Origin of the sequence: Microbacterium proteolyticum (assembly GCF_029639405.1) — a bacterium.
GTDB lineage: Bacteria > Actinomycetota > Actinomycetes > Actinomycetales > Microbacteriaceae > Microbacterium.
This window is the reverse complement of the sequence record NZ_CP121274.1, coordinates 104160-129261: the sequence shown is the minus strand read 5'-3', so window position 1 is coordinate 129261 and position 25102 is coordinate 104160. Positions and strand designations below refer to the sequence as shown.

Below are 25102 nucleotides of genomic sequence, written 5' to 3'. Positions count from 1 at the left end.
CGGCCGGGTCGCGGTCGGGGGGATGAGAGGGTGGAGCAGTGACCTCGCTCCTCGACCATGTGCCCGCAGGCAGCGACCCGGATGCCGCCTACCTCGGGTTCGTGGAGTGGGCGAGCAGCCGCGGATTGACGCTCTACCCCGCCCAGGACGAGGCGATCATCGAGATCGTCTCCGGTGCGAACGTGATCCTGTCGACGCCGACGGGGACGGGCAAGTCCCTCGTCGCGGTCGCCGCGCACGCGGCATCCCTCGCCCGGGGCGGCCGCAGCTACTACACGGCCCCGATCAAGGCTCTCGTGAGTGAGAAGTTCTTCGCGCTGGTCGAGATCTTCGGCGCGGAGAACGTCGGCATGGTGACGGGGGACTCCTCCGTCAACTCCGACGCGCCGATCATCTGCTGCACGGCGGAGATCCTCGCCAACCTCGCTCTGCGCCAGGGATCGGACGCGGCCGTCGATCAGATCGTCATGGACGAGTTCCACTACTACGGCGAACCCGACCGCGGGTGGGCGTGGCAGGTGCCCCTGCTGCTGCTGACCCGGGCGCAGTTCATCCTCATGTCGGCGACCCTCGGCGACGTCGCCGACATCGCCGACGACCTCTCCCGCCGCACCGGGCGGGCCACCGCCCGTGTCACGGGAGTGGAGCGGCCCGTGCCGCTGCACTTCGAGTACGCCCGCACCCCCGTGCACGAGACGGTGCAGGAGCTTCTCGACACGAAGCAGGCCCCGGTCTACGTCGTCCACTTCTCCCAGGCGGCGGCGATGGAGCGGGCTCAGGCGCTGTCGTCGATCCGCATCATCGACCGTGAGCGGCGCGACGAGATCGCCGAGGCGATCGGCGGATTCCGCTTCACCACCGGCTTCGGCAAGACCCTCTCGCGCTATGTGCGCGCGGGCATCGGCGTGCACCACGCGGGCATGCTGCCGCGGTACCGACGCCTCGTCGAGACCCTTGCCCAGCGCGGGCTCCTGCGGGTCATCTGCGGCACCGACACGCTGGGCGTGGGGATCAACGTCCCCATCCGCACCGTGCTCCTGACCGCCCTCACGAAGTACGACGGCACGCGCATGCGCCAGCTGTCGGCCCGCGAGTTCCACCAGATCGCCGGCCGCGCGGGCCGCGCGGGGTACGACACCGCGGGAACCGTCGTCGTCATGGCACCCGATCACGAGATCGAGAACGCCGCGCAGATCCTCAAGGCCGGCGACGACCTGAAGAAGCAGAAGAAGATCGTGCGCAAGAAGGCGCCGCAGGGGTTCGTCAACTGGACCGAGCAGAGCTACGACCGCCTGGTGGCGGCCGAGCCCGAACCGCTGCAGCCGCAGATGAAGCTCACGGCCGCGATGCTCATCAACGTCATCGCCCGCGGCGGCGACGTGTTCGGCAACGTCCGCTCCCTGGTCTTCGACAATCACGAGCCGCGCCCCCGGCAGTACGAACTCGCCCGCCGCGCGATCGCGATCTTCCGCACCCTGGTGCAGGCGGGCGTGGTCGAGGCGGGGGAGGGCGGCATCCGGCTCACCGTCGACCTGCAACCGAACTTCGCGCTCAACCAGCCGCTGTCGCCGTTCGCGCTCGCCGCGATCGAGATGCTCGACCCCGACGTCGAACTCGGCAGGGGGCCGGATGCCGCGCCTCCGGCGTCGTCGGTCGGCACGGGGCACTACGCCCTCGACGTCGTCAGCGTGATCGAGGCGACGCTCGACGATCCGCGTCCGATCCTGTCGCAGCAGCAGTTCCGCGCGCGGGGCGAGGCCGTGGCCGCGATGAAGCGCGAGGGCATCGAGTACGACGAGCGGATGGAACTGCTCGAGGAGATCACCTGGCCCAAACCCCTCGACGCGTTGCTGGCGCAGGCGTACGAGGTGTTCGCGTCGAGCCAGCCGTGGATCCGCGACTTCGAGTTGTCGCCGAAGTCGGTCGTGCGCGACATGTTCGAGCGGGCGTGCTCGTTCGGTGAATACGTCTCGCTGTACCAGCTCGCCCGCAGCGAGGGGCTGGTCCTGCGCTACCTGAGCGACGCCTACCGCGCGATCCGTCAGACGGTGCCGGTCGACGCGCAGACGCCCGACCTGCTCGACCTCATCGCGTGGCTCGGCGAGCTCGTGCGGCAGGTGGATTCGAGCCTCGTGGACGAGTGGGAGCAGCTGATCAACCCCGCCGACGACCCGTCGGCCCCGGTGGTGCCCCCCGCGCCGCCGTCGATCCTCACGAACCGCCGTGCGTTCGTCGTGCTCGTACGCAACGAGATGTTCCGCCGCGTGCAGCTCGCCGCTCTCCAGCGCGACGACGAACTGGTCGGACTCGATCCCGACGTCGACTGGCCGGGCGTTCTCGACCGCTACTTCGACGAGCACGACAGCATCGGCACCGGGGGCGCATCACGGTCTTCCGCGCTCGTCGACATCGACGAGTCCGCGGCGACGGACGGCATCTGGCGCGTCGAGCAGACGATCGACGACCCCGCCGGCGACCACGACTGGCGCATCCGCGCCGAGGTCGATCTCGCCGCCTCCGAGGAAGAGGGCACGGCGATCGTGCGGGTCACCGAGGTGCTGCGGCTCTGACCCTTCCTCCCCGGTGGACGGCGGGGTGAAGTTGTGCACGGTTCGCGCACGTACGCGTGCAGGGCGACCGGCGGCGGCGTAGGTTCGACGACACCCCGCTCGAAAGGACCCGCCCGTGAACGTCGACACCGCTCAAGCGCTCATCGCGCTCGCCGCCTTTTTCGTGACCTTCGCCGCGGCGATCCTGAGCGGGATGAAGTGGATGCTCGACCGCGTCGAGCGGCGGACCCAGCAGGGCTTCGCGCAGGTCGACCGGGGGTTCGCGCAGGTCGACAAGCGCTTCGAGCAGGTGGACAAGCGCTTCGAGCAGGTGGACAAACGGTTCGAGCAGGTGGACAACCGATTCGAGCGGATCGAGGCGCGCATGGATCGTGCCGACGCCCGCATGGACCGCGCCGATGCACGGTTCGACGAGCGCATGGCGCTGATCAATGCGCGGGAGCGTCAGATCGACGGGCGTCTGCTCACCATCGACGTCAACCTCGCCGACATCAAGGCCTCGATCGCCCGCCTCGAAGGTCCGCGTCCGCCGCTGCTGTTGCCCACGCCGTGACCCGCGTGACGACGACGGATGCCGAGGCCCTCGAGCCCCGGCATCCGGTGTCATCGTCCGATGGGGTTACTTCCGTGCGACGCGGTTCTCCGCACTGACCATCCACGACAGCTGCTCGAGACGCTCGAGGATGCCGTGCAGGATGTCGGCGCTGGTCGGGTCTTCCTCGTCGACGTCGTCGTGCACGGCGCGCACGGTGCCGACGGTCGCGTCGAGGCGCTCGGTGATGAGGTCGACGACCTCGGCCGTGTCGACCTCGCCCTGCGGGAACTCCGGGAGGGTCGTCGTCTCGGCGATCGTGTCGCTGCGGCCGTCGGGCAGGGCGTGGAGCGAGCGCATGCGCTCCGCGACCGTGTCGCTGAACTCGCGTGCGGCGTCGATGATCTCGTCGAGCTGCAGGTGGGTGTCGCGGAAGTTCTTCCCGACGACGTTCCAGTGCGCCTGCTTGCCCTGGATCGACAGCTCGATGAGGTCGATGAGGACGGCCTGCAGGCTGTCGGTGAGCTTCTCCGAAGCCTGGAAGCCCTTCTCGGCGTTCTGCTCGTCGGTGGTCTCGGGGCCGCTGCCGCCGCGGGCCGGGCGACGGCGGTTCTTGGTCGGGGTGTCCTTCGTGGTGGGGGACATGCGTGTTCCTTTCACTCGCTGTCGCCCTCGACGTTAGGTCGTGCGTCGCGGCGACGGTCGGGGGTTGCGAGGGCGACGGTGCCGCGGTACCGGCCCCGTACCCGCTCGGCCCGCGATCGACAACCCCCGAAGCGCGGCGCGAGACGGTTCCTAGCGTGGGATCGTGCTCACGACCCCGCCTCCGCCGTCCCGCCCGCTGCGCGACTACGCCGCGATCGGCGACGGGCGGACGGTCGCGCTGATCGGGCTGGACGGCGGCGTCGACTGGCTTCCGCTGCCCAACATCCACTCGCGACCGGTCTTCGCCCGGCTCGTCGACGAGTCGGCAGGGGGGTGCATCCAGCTCGCGCCCGTGGAGGAGTACGAGATCACGCGACGGTACATCCCGCGCACCAACGTCCTCGAGACGACCTTCACCACCGCCTCCGGTGTCGCCACCGTCACCGACGCGATGGTGACGGGGATCGCCGGGCGTCTGCCCTGGGCCGAGCTCGCCCGCCGCGTCGACGGAGTGGCGGGCGAGGTCGAGTTCGCCTGGTGCGTGCAGCCGGGGACGATGCTGCGTTCGGCCGCGCCCTGGACCGAGCGCATCGACGGCTTCTCGATCATGCGCATCGGGCACGTCTCGCTCGCGGTGACCGGGCACGAGTACGGGCTCCGCGGCGAACCGGATGCCGGCGACGAGAGCATCGACGGCGGCTTCACGACCGCGGAGGGCTCGCGCCACCTGCTCGTGATCGCCGCGACGGAGGGCGAACCGCTCCGCATCCCCGACGCGCAGAACGTCGACCGCGGGGTCGACCGCACGATCGGCGGTTGGGAGATGTGGTCCGACGAGTTCTCGTACCGGGGCCCGTGGGCAGACGACGTGCAGCGCAGCGCGCTCGCCCTCAAGCTCCTGCTTTTCAGCCCCACCGGCGCCATCGCGGCGGCGGCCACCACCTCGCTCCCCGAGAACCCCCGCGGCGGGAAGAACTGGGACTACCGCTTCGCGTGGGTGCGCGACCTCGCCTATACGGCGCACGCGTGGGTGGGCTTCGGCCTCCGCGAGGAGACGCACGCCGCGATCTCGTGGCTCCTGCGCACGATCCGAAAGAACGGTCCCGAGGTGCAGGTGATGTACACCCTCGACGGCGATGCCGAGATCGGCCTGGAGAAGCACCAGGTTCCGGGGTGGAACGGGAACCAGCCCGTGGTCACCGGCAACCCCGCGCAGGGCCAGCTGCAGCTCGGCGTCTACGGCGACCTCATCGCCCTGTGCCGCACGTACGTCGAGGCCGGAAACCGCCTCGACATCCAGACGGGGCGGCTGCTCGCCGACGTCGCCGACCGCACGTGCGATCTCTGGCGGCGCGCGGACTCCGGCATGTGGGAGCTGCCCGAGCTCGAGCACTACACCTCGTCGAAGATGGGCTGCTGGAAGGCCCTCGACGACGCGCAGTGGCTCGCGGACGGCGGCCACATCCCCGACAACGGCGACCGCTGGCGCGCCGAGCGCGACCGCATCCACGCGTGGGTCGAGGAGAACTGCTGGTCGGAGTCGGTGCAGGCCTACACCCTGCGCCCCGGCTCCGACGACCTCGATGCGTCGGTGCTGCTGCATGCGCCGACGGGTTTCGACCGGGGCGAGCGCATGTCGAGGACCGTGGATGCCATCACCGAACGCCTCGGAACCTCGAACCACCTCGTCTACCGGTACACCGGCATGGACCAGGAGGAGCACACCTTCGTCGCGTGCGCCTTCTGGCGGGCGACGGCCCTGGCGTGCGTCGGCCGCCACGCCGAGGCCATCGAGGCCATGGACGTTCTCGTCGCGCAGGCGAACGACGTCGGCATGTACTCCGAGATGATCGCCGAGGACGACGGGGCCTTCTGGGGCAACCTCCCGCAGGCGCTCAGCCACCTCGCGCTCATCAACGCGGCGCTCGTCATCCGTGAGGTGGTCGACGAGGCCGACCTCGGCGACCGCTGACCCTTCCCCGCTGCGGCGACTCGCGCCGCGGCATCCCCCCGAAAGGACTCGCCATGACCACGCAATACACCTTCACCGATCCCGCGAAGCTCTACGCCGACATCGAGCCGTCGAAGCAGCACCAGCCCGAGCCCGGTCTGGATGCCGAGCTGAGCCCGAAGGCCGCCCTCGGCGAGGACACCTACGTCGGCAGCGGCCGGCTGGAGGGGCGCAAGGCCCTCATCACCGGCGCCGACTCCGGCATCGGCGCGGCCACCGCGATCGCCTTCGCCCGCGAGGGCGCCTCGGTCGCGATGTCGTACCTGCCGGAGGAGAAGGAGGATGCCGATCGCATCGCCGGGATCCTCCGCGAGGCCGGCGCGACCGTCGCGCAGATCCCGGGCGACCTCCGCGACCCCGAGTACTGCCGTGCGCTCGTCGCGCAGGCGGTCGAGGAACTCGGCGGACTCGACATCCTCGTCAACAACGGCGGCAAGCAGCTGTTCAACGAAGACCTCACGACCCTCACCGACGAGCAGTTCGACGCCACCTTCAAGACGAACGTGTACGCGATGTTCTGGGTGACCAAGGCGGCGCTCCCGCACCTGCCGGCCGGGTCCGCGATCATCAACACGACCTCGATCCAGGCGTACTCGCCGTCGGCGATCCTCGTCGACTACGCCTCGACGAAGGCGACCATCAACGCCTTCACCAAGGCGCTCGGTCAGCAGCTGGCGCCGAAGGGCATCCGCGTCAACGCCGTGGCTCCCGGCCCCATCTGGACGCCGCTGCAGGTCTCGGACGGTCAGCCCCAGGAGAAGGTCGCGGAGTTCGGCGAGGAGACGCCCCTCGGACGCATGGGGCAGCCCGCCGAGCTCGCCCCGGCGTACGTGTACCTGGCATCCGCGGAATCGAGCTACGTGATCGGCGAGACGCTCAACGTCAACGGCGGGATGCCGACCCCGTAAGCACCGCACCGTCGCGACGAGAACAGGCGACGCGACCGGAACAGGCCGATTCTGTATGAATCGGCCTGTTCTCGGTGCATCGCCTGTTCTCGCGGTGTCAGGTCAGCGGCTTGCGGTAGAAGATCTCGCCGTCGGGGGTGGTCTCGGAACGGTGATACCCCTCGCGCTCATAAAGGCGCTGGTTCGCCTCGCTGAGACCGCCGGTGAACAGTTCGGCCTCGGTCGCGCCGGCCTGGCGCCCACGTTCCTCGACGGCGGCGAGGAGCTTCGACCCGAGGCCCCCGCCCTGCTGATCGGGTGCGATGGCGAGGCGACCGATCAGCAGGAGCTCGTCGTCGCGGCGCGCGCGAACGGCCCCGACGAGACGGTGGCCGACGATGGCGACGCAGCCGAGGTTCTCGACGAGTTCGGCCTCGAGCTCCTCGAGGGTCTGGGTCAGGGGCGGCATGTCGGGGTCGCCGTAGATCAGCGCTTCGCTGGCGAAGGCGGCGCGCTGGATCGTCAGGACCTCTCCGGCGTCGTCGGGGTGGATGTCGCGGATGACGGGCGAGTCGGTCACGGGGGCTCTTCCTGGGGGTGGGTGAACTATCGGCGGAGAGGGGGAACTGCCGGCGGGATCGCCGGGTTAACTACTATGGCGGTGGTGCAGTCCAGCGGGAACGAGGTGCCCCCGGCCGTGAGCAGCGACTATTACGACACCCGCGTGCGCACGGCGGAGGCGGCTGAAACCCTGGAGTGGCTGCGCGCACAGTACGGCCGTGTCGACATGCAGGTGGAGGTGGGCTCGTTCGCCGAGCGCGCCGTCGGTGACGACGCCTTCTCGTTGCGTCACCTGTCGTGGCGATGCCGGGCCGAGGTCGAGTACGGGGTCGATCGGTTCTTCTTCGCCACCGGAACCCCCGGTTTCTCGTGGCGTATCGGGTCGGCAAGCGGCGAGTACAGCGTGGAGCCGGCCGTCGCCCAGCCGGGCCAGGAGTATTCCGGTATCGCCGATGGTGCGGAGATCGACATCGTCGCGTTCGACGCCGCGCGACTCGAGGACGCCGCCCGCACCATCTATGGAGACGACTCTCTCGAGGTGCGTTTCGACGGAACGGGCCCGGTATCCCGGCGGATGCGCGACTACTGGGTCGCCACCCTGCGCTGGGCGTTCACCCAGCTCCCTCTTCTCGCCGAACCCCTGGTGCGCGCGCACGTGCACCGCGCACTCGTGTCGTCCACCCTGGAAGCCTTCCCCCTGGCGGGCGACCCGCGTGAGCGGCGCGCCTCGGCGATGGCTCAAGCAGCCACCTACTCCGCCGCCATGCGATGGATGGATGATCACGCGTCGTTGCCCATCACGGCCGACGACGCCGCGCGCGCGACCGGGACCTCGGTTGCAGGGTTGCGTCGCGCCTTCGCCGCGAACGGGCAGCTCTCGTCGACTCCCGAGGGTTACCTGGAGCACGCACGCGTGAGCGCCGCGCACGCCGACCTGGTGGCATCCGATCCGACCCGGACGACGGTTGGGGAGATCGCGCTCCGCTGGGGTTTCGTCGACCTCCCCGGATTCGCCGCGGCGTACCACGCGGCCTACCGGGCCGACCCGAAGACGACGCTCGATCGCTGACTCAGCGATCGCGGTCGGTGTACTCGCCCGGACGCTCGGTGTCCTCGCGCGACTCGTCGCCGGAGGGGAGCTGCACGTCGGTGTAGGAACCGGCCTCGTCGGCGCGTGGCCGCGCCTCGGTGCCGTCGGCCCGCTCGTTGTCGACGTATTCGCCCGGAGCGTCGAGGTTGCGTCCCGCCTCCTCGCCGTCGGGCAGCTGAACCTCGGTGTACTCGCCCTCTTCGGGTCCGGTGCCGTGGCCGGTGGTGTCGCGATCGCCCATGATGCGCCTCTCTCGTGGTGACGGATCCGAGGCTAGACCGCGAGCCTTCCGCGCGCCGGGACCTTGACACGCGCGTGCACCGGCGTGTGCCGTCTGTCAAGGGCGCGGGCCGATTCCCGTAGACGGAGCAGGGTGGATGACATGCCAGCTCTCGCCATCCTCCTCATCGTCGTCGGTCTCGTCTTCCTGTTCCTCGGCATCTTCGTCGAGGCCGTGAAGTTCCTCCTGTGGATCGGAATCATCATCCTGATCGTCGGTGTGATCGCGGCACTGCTGCGCTTCGTGCGCCGCAACACCTGATCCACCCCTCTTCTCAGCTCGAGAAGAGATCGCGGGCCCGGGGCCGGCGCTGGGATGCCACGGCGTCCAGCGCCGGCCCCAGTTCGTCGTACGCGAAGGCGAACCCCGCGCGGGTCAGGACCCCGGGCACCGCCCATCGACTCTTGAGCACCAGCTCGGGTTCGTTGCGCAGGACCGCCATGGCGGGGTCGAGCATCCACCGGAACGCCGGGAGACCCACCGGCATCCCCGCGACCCGACGTACCTCGTGCATGAGGGTGCGGTTGTCGCTGACGCCGGGGGCGGACAGGTTCACCGGTCCCGCGATGTCGTCGCGATCGCGCAGGAAACGGACGGATGCCACCACGTCGTCGATGTGGATCCAGCTGAAGCGCTGGCGTCCCCGCGTGCGGTGCCACGACGACCACGCGGGTCCGCTCGGGCGTGCTCCGATCCCGCGATAGCGGCGGTGCGGGAACCACCAGCTGTCGATCTGCGGACCACCGAGGCCGAGCCTTCCCAGGGCGAGGAGCATGCGCGTGGCCGGGCCGTCGCCCAGCACGATCGCCATGCGGAGGGCGACCCGCCGCGTCGTGGGCAGCTCGCCGTCGAAGAACGCCCGCTCCCAGCTCGTGGCGACGTCGACCGAGAAGCCCTCGCCGATCACGCCGTCGACCTCGTCGTTGCCGCTCTCCGTCTCGTGCCGGTAGATGGTGGCGGTCGAGGCGTTCATCCAGACGCGCGGGGGGTGGACGGCATCCCGGACCGCCCGATGCAGAGCGCGGGTCGTATCGAACCGGGAGTTCAGGATCTCGTCGCGATTCGCGTCGGTGTACCGGCACGACACGATGCGGCCGGCGAGGTTCACGAGCACGTCGGCGCCGTCCACGAGCCGCGCGATCCCCGCCGGGTCGGTCCAGGTCGCCGTGCCGGTGCGCCCCACCGTGGCGACCTCGTCGCCGTCCTCGCGGAACGCCGCGACGAGCGCCTGACCGACGAATCCGCTCGCGCCGGCGATCACGACGCGGCGAGGGGCGGCCGGGGAGCTCGTCATCCGGCCAGCCTAGGGGTGGCGGGAGAGTCGGCGCTCGGCTGACAGAATGAGAACATGCGACGACAGGACCGGGGCACGCGCGTCGTGCGCGGGACGGTCGCTGCGAGCGTGGCCACCTTCGTGGCCCTCCTGTCCCACGTCACGGCCGGCGGCGCCGTGCCGGGGGCGTTCGGGATCGTCGTCCCGCTCGCGCTGTCCTTCGTCGTCTGCGTCGCTCTGGCCGGCCGCCGCCTCTCGGTCTGGCGCCTGGGCGCGGCCGTGACGCTGAGCCAGATCGTCTTCCACGCCCTCTTCGTCCTCGGCACGTACGACACCGGACGCGCCACGCACGTCCACGGCGTCGCCACCGTGCTCGACGGTCCCGCCGGCCCCCTGGTGACCGCGGACGCCACGATGGGCGGGTGGCACCTCGTCGCCGCCGTCGTCACCACGTTGGCGCTGCACCGCGGTGAGAGCACCGTCGCGCTCCTCCGGGTGCTGGCCGACCGACTCCTGGTCTGGCTGCGTGCCCGAGCGGCGATCATCGCCCTAGGCCCCCTCCCCGTTCCGCTGCGCCGCGTCCCCGTCGTCGTCATCGCCGCCGTGCGCCCGGCCTCGCTGCTGCTCACCGCCTCCGCGCGGAGGCGCGGACCGCCCCTCTTCGCGCTCTGACGCCCCGCGTCCCTCCGTCGGTGGAGGGATGCCGATGGCCTCCGCGCCCCGCGGCGCGGACGGTTCACGTCGGGTGGCAGAGCCTCGCATCCCCGACATCCACCAAGGTCGTCGCGCGCCGCGCGCGCGGTCCGACGTTCGCCATTGAGCGAGCACGGACTCCGACGGCCCTCGGCGTCCGCGTCCCGCGCGCCCCCGTGCGCCCGTGCGCGGCCGCTGTCCGACGGGTGCTCCGGCATCCGGGAAGAGGTTCCCATGCATCGCCTCCGCGTCGTCGCGGCGGGGATCGTCGTGGCTGCCGTCGCCGTCCTGGCGTCGTCGGTCCCGGCCTCCGCCCACGACGAACTGCTCTCCAGCTCACCCTCCGCGGGTGAGCGTCTGCCCTCCGCACCCCAGGAGATCTCCCTGAGATTCTCCGCCGACGTCATGGACGTCGGGGCAGAGGTGATCGTCGCCGACGGCGACGGCACCGACTGGGTGGCGGCCGACCCCGTGGTGGCATCCGGGACCGTCTCGGTCTACCTGGCGGACGGCATGCCGGTCGCCGGGTACGAGATCCGGTGGCGCGTCGTCTCGGTCGACGGCCACCCCATCTCGGGGGTCATCCCGTTCACCGTCGGAGACGCCGCGCCCCTCGAACGGGCCGCCGTCTCGGCGGCGCCCTCCCCGCAGGCGGTCCCCGCCTCCACCGACGGCGCGGGGATCCCCCGTGTCGTCGTCATCGCCGCGATCGGGGCGGGCCTGGCGCTCGCCGTCTTCGTCGCGGTCTCGTTCCTCCTCCGTCGTCGCGGTGCCCGCGGCGATCAGTCCTGAAAGGTTCTCCATGTCCGTCCGCACCACCTCCCTCCTGCGCTTCGGCGCCCTCGCCCTGGCCGCAACTCTCGCGCTCTCGGGGTGCGCCGGCGCCGCTGCGCCCACCACGTCCGTCACGCCGGAGGCCGACGCGTTCTCGACCAGCGACGTCTGGGTCAAGGCTGCCGATGCGGGGATGAGCGCCGGCTTCGGCGAGCTCCGCAACGACGGCGACACCGACCTCACGGTCGTGTCGGCCACCAGCCCCGCGACCTCCGCAATGGAGCTGCACGAGACCGTGCAGAACGAGTCCGGCCAGATGGTCATGCGCCCGGTCGAGGGCGGATTCGTCATCCCCGCCCACGGGGCGATCACCCTCGAGCCGGGTGGCAACCACCTCATGTTCATGGACGTCACGTCGCCCTTGCTCGTCGGCGACGAGACCACGATCACCCTGACCTTCTCGGACGAGTCCACGGCGGAGATCACCGCGCCCGTGAAGGAGTTCGCCGGCGCGAACGAGACCTACGAGGGCGACATGGGCGAGATGGACATGGGCTCCTCGGAGTCGGGCCACTGATGGCGTCCCGCGATCGATCCGCTCCGGGCGATGGCGGTCTCGGCCGGCGGGGGTTCCTCCTCGGGGGAGCCGTCGCCGGCGCGGGGGCGCTCGCCGCGGTCGGGATCGACGCGGCCGTCTCGGCCGGAGCGACGGATGCCGTGTCCGCGGCGCCGTTGAACGGCGATGTCGTCGTGCCCTTCCACGGCGCCCACCAGGCCGGCATCGACACGGACGCGCAGGCGCATGTGTCGCTCGTCGCGCTGGACCTGCGCGCCGACACCGACCGCGACGCCCTGCGCCGTCTCATGCGCCTGCTCACCGACGACGCCGTGCGCCTGACGCGGGGGAAGGGCGCCCTCGCCGACACCGAACCGGAGCTGGCGGTCTCGCCGGCGCGCTTGACGGTGACCTTCGGGTTCGGCCCGGGGTTCGTCGCGCGCTCGGGCGCCGCGGCCCCCGCCTGGCTGCGCCCGCTTCCCGCGTTCACGATCGACCGGCTCCGGCCCGAGTACGGCGACGGCGACCTGCTCCTGCAGATCGCCGCGGACGATCCGGTCACCGTCGCCCACGCCACGCGCATGCTGCTCAAGGACGCGCGGGCGTTCGCCACACCCCGATGGGTGCAGCAGGGCTTCCGCCGCGCGCACGGGACGACGCGCCCGGGGACCACGATGCGCAACCTCTTCGGCCAGGTCGACGGCACCGCCAACCCGCTGCCCGGGACCACCGGGTTCGACGAGGTCGTCTGGTCGCGCGAGGGCTGGCTGACCGGCGGGACGGGGATGGTGGTGCGGCGCATCGCGATGGACCTGGACAAGTGGGACCGGCTGGATCGCCCCGGGCGCGACCAGGCGGTGGGGCGCTTCCAGTCCACGGGCGCCCCGCTCACCGGGACGGACGAGTTCGACGAGCCCGACTTCGCCGCCAAGGATGCCATCGGCTTCCCCGTCATCCCGGAGTTCTCGCACGTGCGGCGGTCCCGGTCCGACGACCCCGCGGAGCGCATCTTCCGCCGCGGCTACAACTACGACGACGCGCTGCCGACGGACGCGGTCTCGGACGCGGGACTGCTGTTCGTCTCGTTCCAGGCCGACATCGATCGGCAGTTCGTCCCCCTGCAGCGTCGACTCGACGAGCTCGACCTGCTCAACGAATGGACGACCCCCATCGGGTCGGCCGTGTTCGCCCTTCCGCCCGGCTGCGCCGAGGGCGGTTTCATCGGAGAAGGAATCCTGTCATGACCACCACCGACACCGAGCAGGTGCCCGCCTCCGCGGCATCCGACTCCTCGCCTCCGCGCGTCCGGAAGGGCTGGTTCACGGCGCTCCTGCGCCGGCTGCACTTCTTCGCCGGGGTGCTCGTGGGGCCGTTCATCCTCGTCGCCGCACTGAGCGGGGCGCTCTACGCGATCACGCCGACGCTCGATCGCATCGTGTACGCGCACGAGCTGACGGCGCCCTCGACCGCCGCGCCCCTGCCGCTGGCCGATCAGATCGTCGCCGCCGAGGGGTACGTCGGCGGCGACGCGACCCCCGTCGCCGTGCGGCCCGCACCCGAACCGGGGGCGACGACGCGCGTCATGTTCGCCGACCCCTCCCTCGGCGCCAGCGAGACCCGCGCGATCTTCGTCGACCCGGGATCGGCCGAGATCCGCGGCGACCTCACGGCGTACGGCACCAGTGGCGCCCTGCCCGTTCGCACCTGGGTCAGCGATCTGCACCGGAACCTGCACCTCGGCGAGCCCGGACGGTGGTACAGCGAGCTCGCGGCATCCTGGCTCGGGATCGTCGCGCTCGCCGGCCTGGGGCTCTGGATCGGACGGATGCGGCGCAGCCGTCGGGGGCGCGCCGACCTCGTGCGTCCGAACCGTTCCCACACGGGCTATCGCGGACTGTTCGGGTGGCACGCCTCGATCGGCGTGTGGGTGGTGCTCGGGGCCGTGTTCCTCTCGGCCACCGGGATCACCTGGTCGACGTTCGCGGGCGCCAACGTCGCCGACCTGCGCGCCGCCGTCGGCGGGGGCACTCCGGCGCTGTCGACCTCGCTCGAGGGGGAGACGGCGACGGGCGGTGACCACGCGCACCACGGCGGTGCCGCGACCGCACCGACGGGGGCTGCGAACCCCGCGACCTTCGACGCCGTGCTCGCCATTGCGCAGCGCATCAACGTCAACACGGGGCAGGTCGAGATCAAGCCCCCCACCGCCCCCGGCAAGGCCTGGGTCGTGCAGGAGATCCAGCGCAGCTTCCCGACCGAGGTGGATGCCGTCGCCATCGACGGTTCCACGATGCAGGTGACGGACCGGGTCGACTTCGCCGAGTACCCGCTGCTGGCGAAGCTGTCGCGCTGGGGCATCGACACGCACATGGGCTCGATGTTCGGACTCGTCAATCAGCTGGTGCTGCTGGCGCTGGCTCTCGGGATCGCGACGCTCGTCGCTCTCGGCTACGCGATGTGGTGGAAGCGCCGCCCGACCCGGGGCGTCGCGGCCGCCCCCGCGCGCGGGGCGCTCCGCGACGCGCCGTGGTGGGGGATCGCCCTCGTGCTCGCCGGAGCGATCGGGCTGGGGCTCCTCCTCCCGTTCGTCGGCTACACGCTCGCCGCGTTCGTCGTGCTCGACGTGGTCCTCGGGTTCGTGCAGCGACGGCGCGCGACGGCCGGGTAGCCGCCGGGGTCAGTGCTCGTCGGGATCGGGCAGGTTCTGCGCGACCCTGCTCGATTCCGCCGAGGACCGACCGACGCCGGGCTGGTACCTGCCGATGGGGGAGTCGGCATCCACGTGATCCTCGCCCGTCGCCGGTGCGGATGCCTCGGAGGACTCGTCGGGTTCGTGGTGCGCGGTCGAGCCGCCGCCGCGGGTGCCCACGCCCGGGATGTCGTTCTGGCTCGAGACGTTCGGCACGCGCGCGTCGTCGGCGTCGTCGATCTCGGTGGCGGAGACGGCGCCGGTGTCGGCGCCCGCCCCGCCCGCGGGGACGTCGGCGGTCAGGCCCTCGGCGTCCGAGACGGTCTGCTCGTGGTCGGCGCCGGGGAGGTTCTCGGGGGGAGTGGTCACGGTGGTCCTTCCGGTGGGGGTGTGGCCTCACGCTAGGCGGACGTGCGCCGGGCGATGACGGGGTTGACGGGGCGCGGTGGCCCGGGTGTCGGAGGGGCTGGATAGGCTCGGGGAGACCCCCGAAAGGAACCGCAATGCAGCAGCGTCCCCTCTCCCGCACCGGCCGCGAGGTCTCCGCCATCGGCCTCGGCACCTGGCAGCTCGGGCCCGACTGGGGTGGGGTGAGCGAAGACGCGGCGATGCAGGTGCTGGGCGCGTCGGTCGACGCCGGCGTGACCCTCTTCGACACGGCCGACGTGTACGGCGACGGGCGGTCGGAAGAGCTCATCGGCGCGTTCCTGCAGACCTCGGATGCCGCGGGCATCACCGTGGCGACCAAGATGGGGCGTCGCGAAGACCAGGTGCCCGAGAACTACACGATGGAGAACTTCCGCGCGTGGACCGAGCGGTCGCGCCGCCTGCTCGCCCAGGACACGCTCGACCTCGTGCAGCTGCACTGCCCGCCGTCGGCCGTGATCGACGACGATGCGACGTACGACGCGCTCGACCAGCTCGTGTCCGAGGGCGTCATCGCCGCCTACGGCGTCTCGGTCGAGACGATGGATCAGGCGCTCTCGGCGCTGCGGCGCCCGAACCTGACCAACCTGCAGATCATCTTCAACCCGTTCCGCCTGAAGCCGCTCGACGAGGTGCTCCCGCTCGCCGCGGAGAAGGGCGTCGCGGTGTTCGCGCGGGTCCCCCTCGCCAGCGGGCTGCTGTCGGGGAAGTACTCCGTCGACACGACGTTCGACAAGGACGATCACCGCACCTACAACCGCAACGGCGAGGCGTTCGACAAGGGCGAGACGTTCTCGGGCGTGCCCTTCGCCGAGGGCGTCGCCGCGGCCGACGAGCTGAAGGCCGCACTCCCCGAGGGCGTGACGCTGCCCGCCGCGACGCTCGCGTGGATCGCGTCGCGCGAGGGCGTGACATCGGTCATCCCGGGTGCCCGATCGGCTGAGCAGGCCACCGCCAACGCCGCGGCCGCCGACCTGCTCGACGGGGGCTTCGACGTCGCGGCCTTCGACACGCTCGTGCGGGATGTCTACGACCGCCGCCTGCGCGCCGAGATCCACCCCCAGTGGTGAGCCGCCCCTGACACGACGGATGCCGGACCCCGAGGGGGTCCGGCATCCGTGTTGCAGGGGAGGGACGTCAGCTGACGTCGCCGCGCCACGCTCCGGACTCGGCGCCGCGCGACTCGATGTACTCCTTGAAGTGCTCGAGGTCCTTCTTCACCGAACGGTCGTCGGCGCCGAGCACGGCGCCGGCCTTCTCGAGGAGCCCGGTCGGCTCCCAGTCGATCTGCACGGTCACCCGGGTCTCGTCGTCCGAGAGACGGTGGAACGTGACGACGCCGGCGTGGTTCTCGTCCCCGCCGACGCTGTTCCACGCGACGCGCTCGTCGGGGTGCTGCTCGGTGATCTCGGCGTCGAACTCGCGCTCCGCGCCGGCGATCTTGACCTTCCAGTGCGTGAGCGTGTCGGTCTTCTGCGTGATGGACTCGACGAAGCCCATGAAGTGGGGGAACTCCTCGAACTGCGTCCACTGGTTGTAGGCGACGCGGACGGGAACGTCGACGTCGATGGTTTCGATGACCTGGGCCATGATGTCCTCTCTCGGTGATCCGGGGCTGGGGCCAGTCTTCGCGGGAAACCTCCCGCCGACCCCGGGGTTGAGGGATCGGCGGATGTGGCCTATGGGCGCCTCAGGCTCGACCGCGCAGGATCAGGTGCCAGTACACCCAGGGCAGGATCCGCCGATCCGCGATCCAGGTCGAACGCCGCTCGCGCGACAGCGAGCGCCAGAACGGAACCGTCGGCTGCGGCTTTCCCCGGCGGTCGAACTCCGCGAAGACGACGGTTCCGCGCGAGACGGTGAACGGGACGACGCTGTAGCCGTCGTACCGCGCACGCGGGGCGGCTCCGCGCAGGACCGCCCGCAGGTTCTTCGCGAGCACCTTCGCCTGCGGCCGGATCGCCCCGCCCGAGGGACGGGTCGCGACGCGGGCGGAGTCGCCGAGCGACCAGACGTCGGGGAAGCGGCGATGCTGGAGCGTTTCGGGGTCGACGTCCACGAAGCCGTGCGGGTCGTCCGGGTCGGCGAGCCCGCTCCCGGCGATCCACTCGGGCGCGCGCTGCGGCGGGACGGCGTGCAGCACGTCGTAGGAGAGCGTCTCCTCGTCGTCGCCGTGACCGATCGTGAGCGTGCGGGAGGTGGCATCCACGCTTCTCACCTCGCGGGAGTACCGCACCTCGACGCCGTACCCGTCGAGTACCCGGTGGAGCTCGCGATCGATGTCGGGGATGCCGAAGGGCACGGGGTCGGGGAGCACGAGGACGACGCGGATGTCGTCGAGGACCCCGAGCGCGCGCCACCAGTCGCACGCGAGGTACAACGGCTTCTGCGCGGCCGCGCCGCACGAGGCCGGCTCCGGCGGCTGCGTGAATACGACGGTGCCGCGACGAAGATCGCGCAGCACCGTGGACGCCTTCACAGCCAGGTCGAGGTCGTAGTTCGACACGCCCTCGGGCTGGGTCATGGCCTCGGGGAGGCCCGGAATCGCCTCCCACGCCAGCCGGAGACCCGCCGCCACGACGAGCTGGTCGTAGTCGAGGCGCCCGCCCGACACGAGGTGCACGCGGCGGGCGGCGGGATCGACGGTGAAGGCCTCGTCCCGCAGCCACCGCACCCCGGGCGGGATCACGTCGGCCTGCCGGCGCACGGCCCGCGAGGCCCGGGCGGTGCCCCCGGCGATGTGGGACTGCAGCGGTGCGTAGACGTGCTGCTCCCGGGGCTCGACCACCGTGACGTTCCCGAGGCGCGCGTTGTGCAGGCGTCCGGCGATCGAGAGCCCGGCGTTCCCGCCCCCGATCACCACGATCCGCGTCTCGGGTGAGGGTGTGTGCGGCATGCGGCATCCTTCCGTTCCCGTCAGGGAACCCCGGGGCGGCCCGGGAGGCGAGCGGGTTGACAGCGGGGTCAGCCGAAGGGGTCTGCCGTCAGGGCATCCTCGGCCGGCTCGGGGACGACGTACAACCCGGTGGGGGAGTTCGCCATCGTCATGAGCGCCTCGAGCCAACTGCGGTTCAGTGCCGGCGGGCGGCCGCCGTGGAACTTGAACACGATGCTCGCGCGCGGGTGCAGCCATACCGATGTGCGGCCCCCGCCCGTGCTGACGTCGTCCTTCCACTGGAAGTAGAACGGCTCGCCACGACGCAGCTTGTTCCCGATCACGATCTGGAGGTGGGCGAGCACGCGGTCCTCGAAATCGGCGCGGACCGCTCCCTCGTACATGAACTTCCCCACGATCGATCCCTTTCGTCGCCCAACCTCGTCACTGTGCCCCGTTCCCCCCTCTCCGGCCGCCGCCGCAGACCTTTCGCGCCATCACGACACGGAATGCGACGGGCGTCAGAACATGCGGGCGGTCTGGGCGGGGTTGAGCCCGTACATGTCGCGGTAGAACCGCGCGAACCGCGACGGGCTGGAGAACCCCCACCGGCGGGACACCTCGCCCACCGTCGCGCCGGCGTTCTGCAGGTCGCGGTGCGCGGCGGCGAGGCGGACCGTGCGCAGCTGCTCGGAGGGTGTGACGCCCAGGGCGCGGCGGAACGTGTGCTGGAGCCCCCGCGTCGAGATGCCCGCCGCCGCGGCGATGTCGTCGACGGTGATCGGCTCGTGCGCGTGTGCGTCGATGAACGCGAGCGCCCGTCGGACGGTCCGCGGTGCGGCCGCGCGCTGGGCGGTGCGGTCCAGGGCCTCGAGGTAGGTGGTGGAGAAGGTCGTGAGCGTGGAGATCAGGGCGTGCCGTTCCAGCTCGGCGGCGATCAGTGGCTGCTCGTGCCCGACGGCGAGGGCGGATGCCACGTACCCGAAGCTGCGCTCCCACTGTGCGGCGAGGGTGCGGTCGCGCGCGACCGGATCGATCGAGCGCAGCACGAGGCGGTCTTCGCCCGAGACCGCACGGGCGATCCGCTCGGCCGATGTCCGGTCGAAGAGGAAGGCCCGCACCTTCCCGGTGCCGCTCCAGCGCGCCTGCATCGCCCTGTCGCCCGTGATCCACGGCTGCCGGGCGTCGAGCGAATGACCCTCCGTCGTCATGCGGGCGTCGAGGGCGGCGAGCTGGCAGGCCATGATCTGGTCGTCGAGGTGGATGGAGGACCGCACGTCGGCGCGCAGCGAGTACTGCACGAGCGAGAACGCCCCCGTGTCGATCGACGTCCAGCGGAACCGCACGCGCAGCGGATCGACGTGCTCGAGTCGGGCGCTGGGGATGAACTGCTGCCACACCGTCTCGACGTCGCGAGCGCCGGTGGCGTTGACGGTGAGGACTTCCCCCATGCGACCCTCCTCCGCGGTGTGCGGTCCGCGGCATCCCGGTTATCTTGCCCCCGCCGTCGAGGTCGGACGTGCCGCGGGACGGGCCGCGCGAGGATTCGGCCTCGGAGCGAAACCGGGGGAGCGCGCGGGGGGCGGGCGCGCTGTCAAGGGGGGCGTGGGTCGGTGTGGCCGGAGGCTGGGATGGGGGAGTCGCCCGTCGTGGCGGCGCGTGCGCCCGACGCACGCACGATCGAAGGGACACCCATGAGCGACACTTCTTCCGACCAGACCATCCCGGCCGCCTCCGACGGCGTGGCCGGCGTTCAGCCTCTGCGCGACGGCGACACCTCGATCGAGCCCGACCCGACGCTGGATCCTGCACAGGCGGAGTGGGATGCCACGACCGCACTCGACGAGGGCGTCGATCCCGCAGACCTCGACCCCGCCACGGCGACGGGTGCCGATCCGGCCGAGATCCCGGCCGACGACGCCGACATCCCGCTGGAGGACGTGCACCCGGAGTCCACCGGCACTGACTCGCAGGGCCAGGATCCGGGTGTGGTCGAGCTCGGCGAGGAGGGCCAGGGAGACCTCGCGCCGGAGGACCTCTGAGGCTGCCGCGATCGGCGCTTGCCGTTACTGGCTAATAGGCGTAGCTTATGGCTATGGACATTAGCCAAGTGCAGGTGGGCGGCGGGCGACTGGCCGTCGAGGTTCGCGGACAGGGCCCCCTCGTGGCGTGCTCGCCCGCGATGGGCGACGAGCGCGACGCGTTCGGGCCCCTCGCCGACCGGCTCGTATCGGCCGGGTACCGGGTGGCGCTCGTCGATCTGCGCGGGCACGGCGACAGCGATACGAGCTTCGCCGAGTACGGCGACCGTGCGACCGCGAACGACCTCGTGGCCGTGATCGAGCGTCTCGGCGAGGGACCGGCGGTGATCGCGGGGGCCTCGATGAGCGCCGGTGCCGCGATCATCGCGGCCGGCGAGCGCCCCGATCTTGTGAGCGCCCTCGTGCTGCTCGGGCCCTTCGCCCGCAACGGCAACGCCGCGCTCGGGATGCTCCTGCGCGTGCTGCTCGCCCGTCCCTGGGGGCCGGCCGTCTGGCGCGGCTACTCCGCGTCGCTGTGGCCGGGACTCGGCGTCGGTGCGCGCGAACGGGCCGCACACCTGTCGCGCCGACTCGCGCGGCCCGGACGGTGGCGGGCGTTCTCCCGCACCACGCGCGTCGATCACTCCGTCGTCGCGCCGTTCCTGCCGCGCGTCACCGCTCCCGCGCTCGTCCTGATGGGAGAGGCGGACCCCGACTGGAAGGACCCCGCCGCCGAGGCCGCCTGGCTCGCCGGCGAGCTCTCCGCCGACGTCCAGCTCGTCCCCGGCGTGGGCCACGCGCCGATGCTCGAGGCTCCCGACGTCGTCGCCGACCGGGTGCTCATGCTCCTCGCGGAGGTGACCGGTGCCGCGGGCCGGTCTTGACGCCGACGTCGTCGTCCGCCGCGCCGCCGAGCTCGTCGACGCCGAAGGAGTGGCATCCCTGACGCTCTCCCGCGTCGCCGCCGCCCTCGGCGTCGCCGCTCCTAGCCTGTACAAGCACGTCGGCGGTCTCGGCGATCTGACGGATCGCCTCGCGCTCGCCGCCACCCGCGCCTTCGGCGACGCCCTCGCGCGATCGTCGCGCGGGGTGTCGTCCCGCGACGCCCTCGCGGCGCTGGCCGCGGCCTACCGGGGTTTCGCACGCGAGCGTCCCGGCATGTACGAACTCGCCCAGCGCGGGGGGACCGGTCCCGAGTGGGAGCAGGCGGCGGCCGAGGTCGTAGACGAGATCACCCGGGCGCTCGCCGGGTACGGCGCGGGGGCGGCCGACGTCCACCGCATCCGGTACGTCCGTTCGGCTCTGCACGGGTTCACCGATCTGGAGAGGGTCGGCGGTTTCCGTCAGCCCGAGTCGGTGGACGAGACCTTCGCGCGCCTCGTCGACGCGCTGGATGCCGAACTCTCCCGGCCCGTGGACGGCGAGCGCGCGGCGAAGTGACGGCATCCCCGTCGGCGGGAACGACTCCGGCGTGGGCGATCGGGCTCAGGATGCCGGGTCGCGCGGACCGTCCGCGACGGATGGGTCAGTCGTCGGTGCGGAACCCGGCGGGCTTGTGCGTCCCGTCGCAGAACGGCTTGATCGTGGACAGGCCGCACCGGCACAGCGCCACCGTGCGCCGGCGCTTATCGATCGGGGCGCCGTCGGCGTCGCGCAGGTCCACGTCTCCGCGCACGAGCAGAGGACCGTCGGGATAGGCCGTGATGCGCGGACGCTCGGCGGTCACCGGGCGTCCTCGGGGCGCAGTGAGGACGCGCCACGCCCCCAGGCATCGAGCAGGTGCTCGCCCACGCGACCATCGACGCTCAGGCAGACGGCGGCGCCGAACAGGATGTCGGGGAGCAGATCGGGGCGGTCCTCGGCGAGGGTGCCGGCGAGGTCGCGGGCCGCGATCTGCTCGTGCACCGCGTCGGCTTCGACGTGCTCGTCGAAGTAGCCGCACACGTCGTCATCGAAGCCCAGTCGACGCAATCCCTCGGCGTACAGGCGGTTCGGGATCGAGGACGTCATCTCGAACGCCGCGAGGTGTCCGACGATCGCGCCGAGGAGGCGCCGGTTGAGGCCGAACATCGACATCGCATTGTGAGATGCCAGGGTCACGGCGGGCACGTCGTCGACGTAGGCGCCATAGGCGTCGGAGAGCCCGGCCGCGCGCACGGCACGGGCGAAGAGCTCGGCGTGGACGCGCTCGGGGTTGCCGCCGCCGTACTCGTCGGACTGGATCTCCACGAGCGCGGCTTTCGGGCGTCCGGCCAGGCGCGGGATCGCCCAGGAGTGCGGATCGGCCTCCCGCAGCGTATAGACCGAGCGGTGCACGAGGAACTCGTGCGCCTGGTCGAGGGTCGCCTTCTTCGCGAGGTGGCGCGAGAGGCTCGGACCGCCGTCGGCGGCGGTCAGGGTGAAGAGCGCGCGGGCCACGGCATCCGCGGTCGCCGCCGGGAGTTCGGGCGGGAGGATACGCGCTCGCAGCGCGGCCTCGAACGCCCGCTCGATGACGCCGCGGGTGGCGATGAGCGACGGCTCCCACTCGAGCTCGGGGTCGAACGCCGAGACCGACCCGTAGGCCGAGGCGTACAGCGCGAAGAGGGCGAGCTGAAGGTCGTCGTCGGTCTCGACGTCGGGCGACGCGGCGGCGGCCGCGTCGGCGAGGACCGTGTGGTTCGTCGCCGCGCCCACGCCGAGGTGGTGCAGGACGGCGGCGCTCACCGGGCCGCGCGGAGTGAAGGGAAGGGCGGGCACGTCATCGGCGTCGATGGCGGCCGGCGGATCGTGGGGGGAGAGGGTCGCGGACACCGGAGCACTCTGCGGGCAGCGCTCCGGATCGCCGAGGGCCTTGACACGGGCGGAGGGGGCGACCCGTCGGCCGCCCCCTCCGGGGTGCTCACTGCTCGATCGGCTGCGGGGTGCTCTCGTGAGCCTCGATCACGTCGCCGGCGTCGTCGGTGGACACCGCGATCCGACGCGGCTTCGCCTTCTCGCTCACGGGGATCGTGACGGAGAGCACTCCATTGCGGTAGGCGGCGCTGATGCGCTCGGTGTCGATGCCCTGGCCGAGGTTCAGCTGTCGGACGAACGACGCGGTCTCTCGCTCGCGCGTGATCCACTTGACGTCGTCACCCGCGGCGAGGGTGCGCTCGGCGCGGATCGTGAGCAGCTGACCGTCGACGTCGATGTCGACCGAGCCCGGGTCGACGCCCGGAAGGTCGGCGGACAGGACGTAGTGGTCGCCGTCGCGGTACAGGTCCATCGGCATGCGTCGCGGTCCGCCGCGGCGGGCGTCGAGGAGCGTCGACGCGAGGCGGTCGAGGTCGCGGAAGGGGTCGTAGGTGGCCATGGTCGTTCTCCTTTTCGATCGGTCCGGATGCGGCATCCGGAAGGTTCATTGAAGTTGAGCCTCTGTCGCTCAACTTGGTGTCAGATTAGCACTCTCGTAGGGAGAGTGCCAAGAGTTCAGGTGCGTGTTGCGTGGCGGTCGTCGCGTCGTCGGGGCGCGCGGTGGGCGCCGCGTCGTCGCTGCGATGTCGCGGGCCGTGCGCCCCTTCTGCACAGGTCTCGCAGGTCGGAAGTTGTTCACAGATTTGCCACCTGATCTGGGAAACGTCGTGGGTTTCGTTCAGCGTTCGGATATGTCTTCGAATGTTTCGCCCGAGCCGTCCGGGTCGAGGGTCGTGGCGATCGACGTGGGGGTGTTGGCGGGTCTGGTCGCGGATGTCGTCGTCGCCGAGGCTGCGGTCGCGTCGGCGGAGGTCGCGCGCGTACGGGCGTTGGCCGCGGTCGGACGACTCGCGCTGGATGCCGCGGCGACGACACGGGCGTCGGTGCGAGCCGCGGAGATGGCGTTGCGGGAGGTGGCGTCCGAGGTGGCGGCCGCGTGCCGGGGGTCGGATCGGACGGTGCAGCGCGACATCGACGACGCGATGACGCTGGTGGAGTCGTTCCCGCGAACCGTCGCGGCGTGGGAGAGCGGGGCGATATCGCGGCGGTATGTGCGGGTGATCGCGGACGCCGGGGCGGGGCTGCCGGTGGAACGGAGGGCGGTCTTCGATGCCGAGGCCGTGTCCCTCGCGGGGGAGGCGTCCAGTCCGGGCCGGTTGAAGAGCCGGCTCGCCGTGGCCGCGCAGAGGTTGCATCCGCGGACGGTCACCGAGCGCCACCGGGCCGCGCGCGAGTTGCGGTGCGTGCGCGTGGTCCCGGCGGCGGAGGGCATGTCGGATCTGATCGCGACCCTCCCGACCGTGCTCGCCGAAGCGATCCACGACCGGGTGACGCAGCAGGCCCGGGTCATCGTGGACGCGGCGCGGGACGCGAAGGCGGGCGACGCACTCGGCGATGCCGCCTCCGGCGACATGGCCTCGACGGGCGGGGTCACCCGAGGGGGGACTCCGTCGCCGACGGGCCGGGCGAGCGGTGACGGTGCCGTCGACGGCGACCCGGTCGCCGGTCCCGTCCTCCCGAAGCCGGATACGCGCACGATGGACCAGGTGCGGGCGGACGTGTTCGCCGACATGCTCCTCACCGGCGACCCGACTCTCGACCCCACCCGACCCGACGACGGACCCGGCACCCTCGGCAAGATCCGCGCGAGGGTCCAGGTCGTCGTGCCGGCCATGACCATGCTCGCGCCGGGAGGGGAGAACGCGGCTCCGGCCGAGCTCGTCGGCCGCGGTCCCATCGATGCGGAAACCGCACGGCGCCTCGCCGAGGCCACCCGCGTCCCCTGGGATCGGGTGATCACCCACCCCGTCACCGGCGCCGTCCTGCACACCGACACCTACCACCGCACCACCGCGATCGACCGGCACCTGCGTGCCCGTGACCGCCGCTGCCGATGGCCCGGGTGCACTGCTCCCGCGATCCGTTGCGAGATCGACCACACCACCGACTGGGCGCACGGCGGGACCACCGACGTCCGCAATCTCGCCTGCCTGTGCCAACGGCACCACACGCAGAAGCAGTTCACGCGCTGGAGCGTGACGCAGCTCCCCGACGGACTCCTCGAATGGACCTCACCCACCGGCCGCGTCTACACCGACCACCCCGATCCGTATCCCTCCGCCGTCCCACCCGCCAGTGTTCGATTCGCACCCAACCCACTCCCCTGGGAGAAGCGGGTCGATGATGACGAGACGGCGGGTCCGTGAGCACGGAACAGACTTCGGGCCTGCCGCTGACCTCGAGCGCGCTGCTGTTTCCGAGCGCTGCTGCTTCCGAGCGCCGCT

General features: G+C 71.5%; 28 protein-coding genes. 16 read left to right on the top strand and 12 right to left on the bottom strand.

What is annotated here, in order from left to right; all coding sequences use genetic code 11:
- The first annotated feature begins 38 nt into the window (after positions 1-38).
- Both P8R59_RS01420 and P8R59_RS01415 read left to right on the top strand, forming a co-directional pair.
- Positions 39-2570: a DEAD/DEAH box helicase gene (locus P8R59_RS01420; RefSeq protein ID WP_278102403.1), complete on the top strand. Its 2532-nt coding sequence runs from the start codon at positions 39-41 to the stop codon at positions 2568-2570.
- Between the two features lie 115 nt (positions 2571-2685).
- Entirely contained in the window at positions 2686-3123 is a 438-nt protein-coding gene (locus P8R59_RS01415) for a hypothetical protein (RefSeq protein ID WP_278102402.1), read from the top strand.
- A 66-nt stretch (positions 3124-3189) separates the two neighbouring features.
- Here P8R59_RS01415 and P8R59_RS01410 read toward each other — a convergent pair whose 3' ends face one another.
- The gene (locus P8R59_RS01410) at positions 3190-3747 is read right to left on the bottom strand and encodes a Dps family protein (protein ID WP_077052231.1); all 558 of its coding nucleotides are present in this window, start codon (positions 3745-3747) and stop codon (positions 3190-3192) included.
- Positions 3748-3910: 163 nt separating this feature from the next.
- On the opposite strand from P8R59_RS01410, the gene P8R59_RS01405 reads away from it, so the two are divergent.
- Both P8R59_RS01405 and P8R59_RS01400 read left to right on the top strand, forming a co-directional pair.
- Positions 3911-5719: a glycoside hydrolase family 15 protein gene (locus tag P8R59_RS01405; protein ID WP_278102401.1), complete on the top strand. Its 1809-nt coding sequence runs from the start codon at positions 3911-3913 to the stop codon at positions 5717-5719.
- A gap of 53 nt (positions 5720-5772) precedes the next feature.
- Entirely contained in the window at positions 5773-6666 is an 894-nt protein-coding gene (locus P8R59_RS01400) for an SDR family oxidoreductase (protein WP_077052229.1), read from the top strand.
- A 97-nt stretch (positions 6667-6763) separates the two neighbouring features.
- Here P8R59_RS01400 and P8R59_RS01395 read toward each other — a convergent pair whose 3' ends face one another.
- Positions 6764-7225: a GNAT family N-acetyltransferase gene (locus P8R59_RS01395; protein WP_278102400.1), complete on the bottom strand. Its 462-nt coding sequence runs from the start codon at positions 7223-7225 to the stop codon at positions 6764-6766.
- Positions 7226-7309: 84 nt separating this feature from the next.
- On the opposite strand from P8R59_RS01395, the gene P8R59_RS01390 reads away from it, so the two are divergent.
- Positions 7310-8275, top strand: a complete 966-nt coding sequence (locus P8R59_RS01390; protein WP_278102399.1) for a helix-turn-helix transcriptional regulator — start codon at positions 7310-7312, stop codon at positions 8273-8275.
- A gap of 1 nt (position 8276) precedes the next feature.
- Here the strand turns inward: P8R59_RS01390 and P8R59_RS01385 are convergent, their stop codons facing one another.
- On the bottom strand, positions 8277-8537 hold the full coding sequence (locus P8R59_RS01385; protein WP_077052226.1) for a hypothetical protein: 261 nt from the start codon (positions 8535-8537) through the stop codon (positions 8277-8279).
- 141 nt (positions 8538-8678) lie between these two features.
- On the opposite strand from P8R59_RS01385, the gene P8R59_RS01380 reads away from it, so the two are divergent.
- A complete protein-coding gene (locus P8R59_RS01380) occupies positions 8679-8837 on the top strand; it encodes a hypothetical protein (RefSeq protein WP_139340730.1) in 159 nt (52 codons plus the stop codon).
- Between the two features lie 13 nt (positions 8838-8850).
- Here the strand turns inward: P8R59_RS01380 and P8R59_RS01375 are convergent, their stop codons facing one another.
- Entirely contained in the window at positions 8851-9870 is a 1020-nt protein-coding gene (locus P8R59_RS01375) for an epimerase (protein WP_278102398.1), read from the bottom strand.
- A 54-nt stretch (positions 9871-9924) separates the two neighbouring features.
- Here P8R59_RS01375 and P8R59_RS01370 point away from each other — a divergent pair, with 54 nt between their 5' ends.
- The 5 genes from P8R59_RS01370 (at position 9925) to P8R59_RS01350 (ending at position 14540) form a co-directional block, all read left to right on the top strand.
- Positions 9925-10521, top strand: a complete 597-nt coding sequence (locus P8R59_RS01370) for a hypothetical protein (RefSeq protein WP_278102397.1) — start codon at positions 9925-9927, stop codon at positions 10519-10521.
- Between the two features lie 255 nt (positions 10522-10776).
- Positions 10777-11334, top strand: coding sequence for a copper resistance CopC family protein (locus tag P8R59_RS01365; RefSeq protein WP_278102396.1), 558 nt, complete (start codon positions 10777-10779; stop codon positions 11332-11334).
- A gap of 10 nt (positions 11335-11344) precedes the next feature.
- Complete coding sequence (locus tag P8R59_RS01360; protein ID WP_278102395.1) at positions 11345-11893, top strand: copper chaperone PCu(A)C; 549 nt, start codon at positions 11345-11347, stop codon at positions 11891-11893.
- A complete protein-coding gene (locus P8R59_RS01355; protein WP_278102394.1) occupies positions 11893-13116 on the top strand; it encodes a Dyp-type peroxidase in 1224 nt (407 codons plus the stop codon). Before P8R59_RS01360 ends, P8R59_RS01355 begins: the two co-directional genes overlap by 1 nt.
- Positions 13113-14540: a PepSY-associated TM helix domain-containing protein gene (locus P8R59_RS01350; protein ID WP_278102393.1), complete on the top strand. Its 1428-nt coding sequence runs from the start codon at positions 13113-13115 to the stop codon at positions 14538-14540. The genes P8R59_RS01355 and P8R59_RS01350 overlap by 4 nt, the downstream gene beginning before the upstream one ends.
- 9 nt (positions 14541-14549) lie before the next feature.
- Here the strand turns inward: P8R59_RS01350 and P8R59_RS01345 are convergent, their stop codons facing one another.
- Positions 14550-14930 carry a hypothetical protein gene (locus P8R59_RS01345; RefSeq protein WP_278102392.1) on the bottom strand — a complete coding sequence of 127 codons (381 nt, stop codon included), beginning with the start codon at positions 14928-14930 and terminating at the stop codon, positions 14550-14552.
- 134 nt (positions 14931-15064) lie between these two features.
- Here P8R59_RS01345 and P8R59_RS01340 point away from each other — a divergent pair, with 134 nt between their 5' ends.
- Positions 15065-16057, top strand: coding sequence for an aldo/keto reductase (locus P8R59_RS01340; RefSeq protein WP_278102391.1), 993 nt, complete (start codon positions 15065-15067; stop codon positions 16055-16057).
- A gap of 67 nt (positions 16058-16124) precedes the next feature.
- Here P8R59_RS01340 and P8R59_RS01335 read toward each other — a convergent pair whose 3' ends face one another.
- From P8R59_RS01335 to P8R59_RS01320, 4 genes are all read right to left on the bottom strand, one after another.
- On the bottom strand, positions 16125-16577 hold the full coding sequence (locus P8R59_RS01335; RefSeq protein WP_278102390.1) for an SRPBCC family protein: 453 nt from the start codon (positions 16575-16577) through the stop codon (positions 16125-16127).
- A 100-nt stretch (positions 16578-16677) separates the two neighbouring features.
- Entirely contained in the window at positions 16678-17883 is a 1206-nt protein-coding gene (locus P8R59_RS01330) for an NAD(P)/FAD-dependent oxidoreductase (RefSeq protein ID WP_278102389.1), read from the bottom strand.
- Positions 17884-17951: 68 nt separating this feature from the next.
- A complete protein-coding gene (locus P8R59_RS01325) occupies positions 17952-18278 on the bottom strand; it encodes an ATP-dependent DNA ligase (RefSeq protein WP_077052215.1) in 327 nt (108 codons plus the stop codon).
- 105 nt (positions 18279-18383) lie between these two features.
- Positions 18384-19313, bottom strand: a complete 930-nt coding sequence (locus P8R59_RS01320) for a helix-turn-helix transcriptional regulator (protein WP_278102388.1) — start codon at positions 19311-19313, stop codon at positions 18384-18386.
- A 243-nt stretch (positions 19314-19556) separates the two neighbouring features.
- Between P8R59_RS01320 and P8R59_RS01315 the strand changes: the two genes are divergently transcribed.
- Genes P8R59_RS01315 through P8R59_RS01305 form a run of 3 tightly spaced genes read left to right on the top strand, consistent with a single transcriptional unit; the run spans position 19557 to position 21323 of the window.
- A complete protein-coding gene (locus tag P8R59_RS01315) occupies positions 19557-19904 on the top strand; it encodes a sugar ABC transporter ATPase (protein ID WP_077052706.1) in 348 nt (115 codons plus the stop codon).
- A 53-nt stretch (positions 19905-19957) separates the two neighbouring features.
- The gene (locus P8R59_RS01310; RefSeq protein WP_278102387.1) at positions 19958-20767 is read left to right on the top strand and encodes an alpha/beta fold hydrolase; all 810 of its coding nucleotides are present in this window, start codon (positions 19958-19960) and stop codon (positions 20765-20767) included.
- Positions 20748-21323, top strand: a complete 576-nt coding sequence (locus tag P8R59_RS01305) for a TetR/AcrR family transcriptional regulator (protein ID WP_278102386.1) — start codon at positions 20748-20750, stop codon at positions 21321-21323. The genes P8R59_RS01310 and P8R59_RS01305 overlap by 20 nt, the downstream gene beginning before the upstream one ends.
- Before the next feature lie 85 nt (positions 21324-21408).
- Here P8R59_RS01305 and P8R59_RS01300 read toward each other — a convergent pair whose 3' ends face one another.
- The 3 genes from P8R59_RS01300 to P8R59_RS01290 form a co-directional block, all read right to left on the bottom strand.
- On the bottom strand, positions 21409-21609 hold the full coding sequence (locus P8R59_RS01300) for a CDGSH iron-sulfur domain-containing protein (protein WP_278102385.1): 201 nt from the start codon (positions 21607-21609) through the stop codon (positions 21409-21411).
- The gene (locus P8R59_RS01295; RefSeq protein ID WP_431606883.1) at positions 21606-22589 is read right to left on the bottom strand and encodes an iron-containing redox enzyme family protein; all 984 of its coding nucleotides are present in this window, start codon (positions 22587-22589) and stop codon (positions 21606-21608) included. The genes P8R59_RS01300 and P8R59_RS01295 overlap by 4 nt, the downstream gene beginning before the upstream one ends.
- 175 nt (positions 22590-22764) lie before the next feature.
- Positions 22765-23217, bottom strand: coding sequence for an Hsp20/alpha crystallin family protein (locus P8R59_RS01290; protein WP_278102384.1), 453 nt, complete (start codon positions 23215-23217; stop codon positions 22765-22767).
- Between the two features lie 292 nt (positions 23218-23509).
- Between P8R59_RS01290 and P8R59_RS01285 the strand changes: the two genes are divergently transcribed.
- A complete protein-coding gene (locus tag P8R59_RS01285) occupies positions 23510-25024 on the top strand; it encodes an HNH endonuclease signature motif containing protein (RefSeq protein ID WP_278102383.1) in 1515 nt (504 codons plus the stop codon).
- The last annotated feature ends 78 nt before the right edge of the window (positions 25025-25102 follow it).

What these genes read in the sequence shown, in the direction of transcription:
- P8R59_RS01350 (WP_278102393.1), top strand. Translation starts at nt 13,113, where the DNA reads ATGACCACCACCGACACCGAGCAGGTGCCCGCCTCCGCGGCATCCGAC.
- P8R59_RS01335 (WP_278102390.1), bottom strand. Translation starts at nt 16,577, where the DNA reads ATGGCCCAGGTCATCGAAACCATCGACGTCGACGTTCCCGTCCGCGTC.
- P8R59_RS01360 (WP_278102395.1), top strand. Translation starts at nt 11,345, where the DNA reads ATGTCCGTCCGCACCACCTCCCTCCTGCGCTTCGGCGCCCTCGCCCTG.
- P8R59_RS01410 (WP_077052231.1), bottom strand. Translation starts at nt 3,747, where the DNA reads ATGTCCCCCACCACGAAGGACACCCCGACCAAGAACCGCCGTCGCCCG.
- P8R59_RS01320 (WP_278102388.1), bottom strand. Translation starts at nt 19,313, where the DNA reads ATGGGGGAAGTCCTCACCGTCAACGCCACCGGCGCTCGCGACGTCGAG.
- P8R59_RS01330 (WP_278102389.1), bottom strand. Translation starts at nt 17,883, where the DNA reads ATGCCGCACACACCCTCACCCGAGACGCGGATCGTGGTGATCGGGGGC.
- P8R59_RS01385 (WP_077052226.1), bottom strand. Translation starts at nt 8,537, where the DNA reads ATGGGCGATCGCGACACCACCGGCCACGGCACCGGACCCGAAGAGGGC.
- P8R59_RS01290 (WP_278102384.1), bottom strand. Translation starts at nt 23,217, where the DNA reads ATGGCCACCTACGACCCCTTCCGCGACCTCGACCGCCTCGCGTCGACG.
- P8R59_RS01375 (WP_278102398.1), bottom strand. Translation starts at nt 9,870, where the DNA reads ATGACGAGCTCCCCGGCCGCCCCTCGCCGCGTCGTGATCGCCGGCGCG.
- P8R59_RS01370 (WP_278102397.1), top strand. Translation starts at nt 9,925, where the DNA reads ATGCGACGACAGGACCGGGGCACGCGCGTCGTGCGCGGGACGGTCGCT.
- P8R59_RS01365 (WP_278102396.1), top strand. Translation starts at nt 10,777, where the DNA reads ATGCATCGCCTCCGCGTCGTCGCGGCGGGGATCGTCGTGGCTGCCGTC.
- P8R59_RS01355 (WP_278102394.1), top strand. Translation starts at nt 11,893, where the DNA reads ATGGCGTCCCGCGATCGATCCGCTCCGGGCGATGGCGGTCTCGGCCGG.
- P8R59_RS01340 (WP_278102391.1), top strand. Translation starts at nt 15,065, where the DNA reads ATGCAGCAGCGTCCCCTCTCCCGCACCGGCCGCGAGGTCTCCGCCATC.
- P8R59_RS01310 (WP_278102387.1), top strand. Translation starts at nt 19,958, where the DNA reads ATGGACATTAGCCAAGTGCAGGTGGGCGGCGGGCGACTGGCCGTCGAG.
- P8R59_RS01380 (WP_139340730.1), top strand. Translation starts at nt 8,679, where the DNA reads ATGCCAGCTCTCGCCATCCTCCTCATCGTCGTCGGTCTCGTCTTCCTG.
- P8R59_RS01315 (WP_077052706.1), top strand. Translation starts at nt 19,557, where the DNA reads ATGAGCGACACTTCTTCCGACCAGACCATCCCGGCCGCCTCCGACGGC.
- P8R59_RS01400 (WP_077052229.1), top strand. Translation starts at nt 5,773, where the DNA reads ATGACCACGCAATACACCTTCACCGATCCCGCGAAGCTCTACGCCGAC.
- P8R59_RS01285 (WP_278102383.1), top strand. Translation starts at nt 23,510, where the DNA reads ATGTCTTCGAATGTTTCGCCCGAGCCGTCCGGGTCGAGGGTCGTGGCG.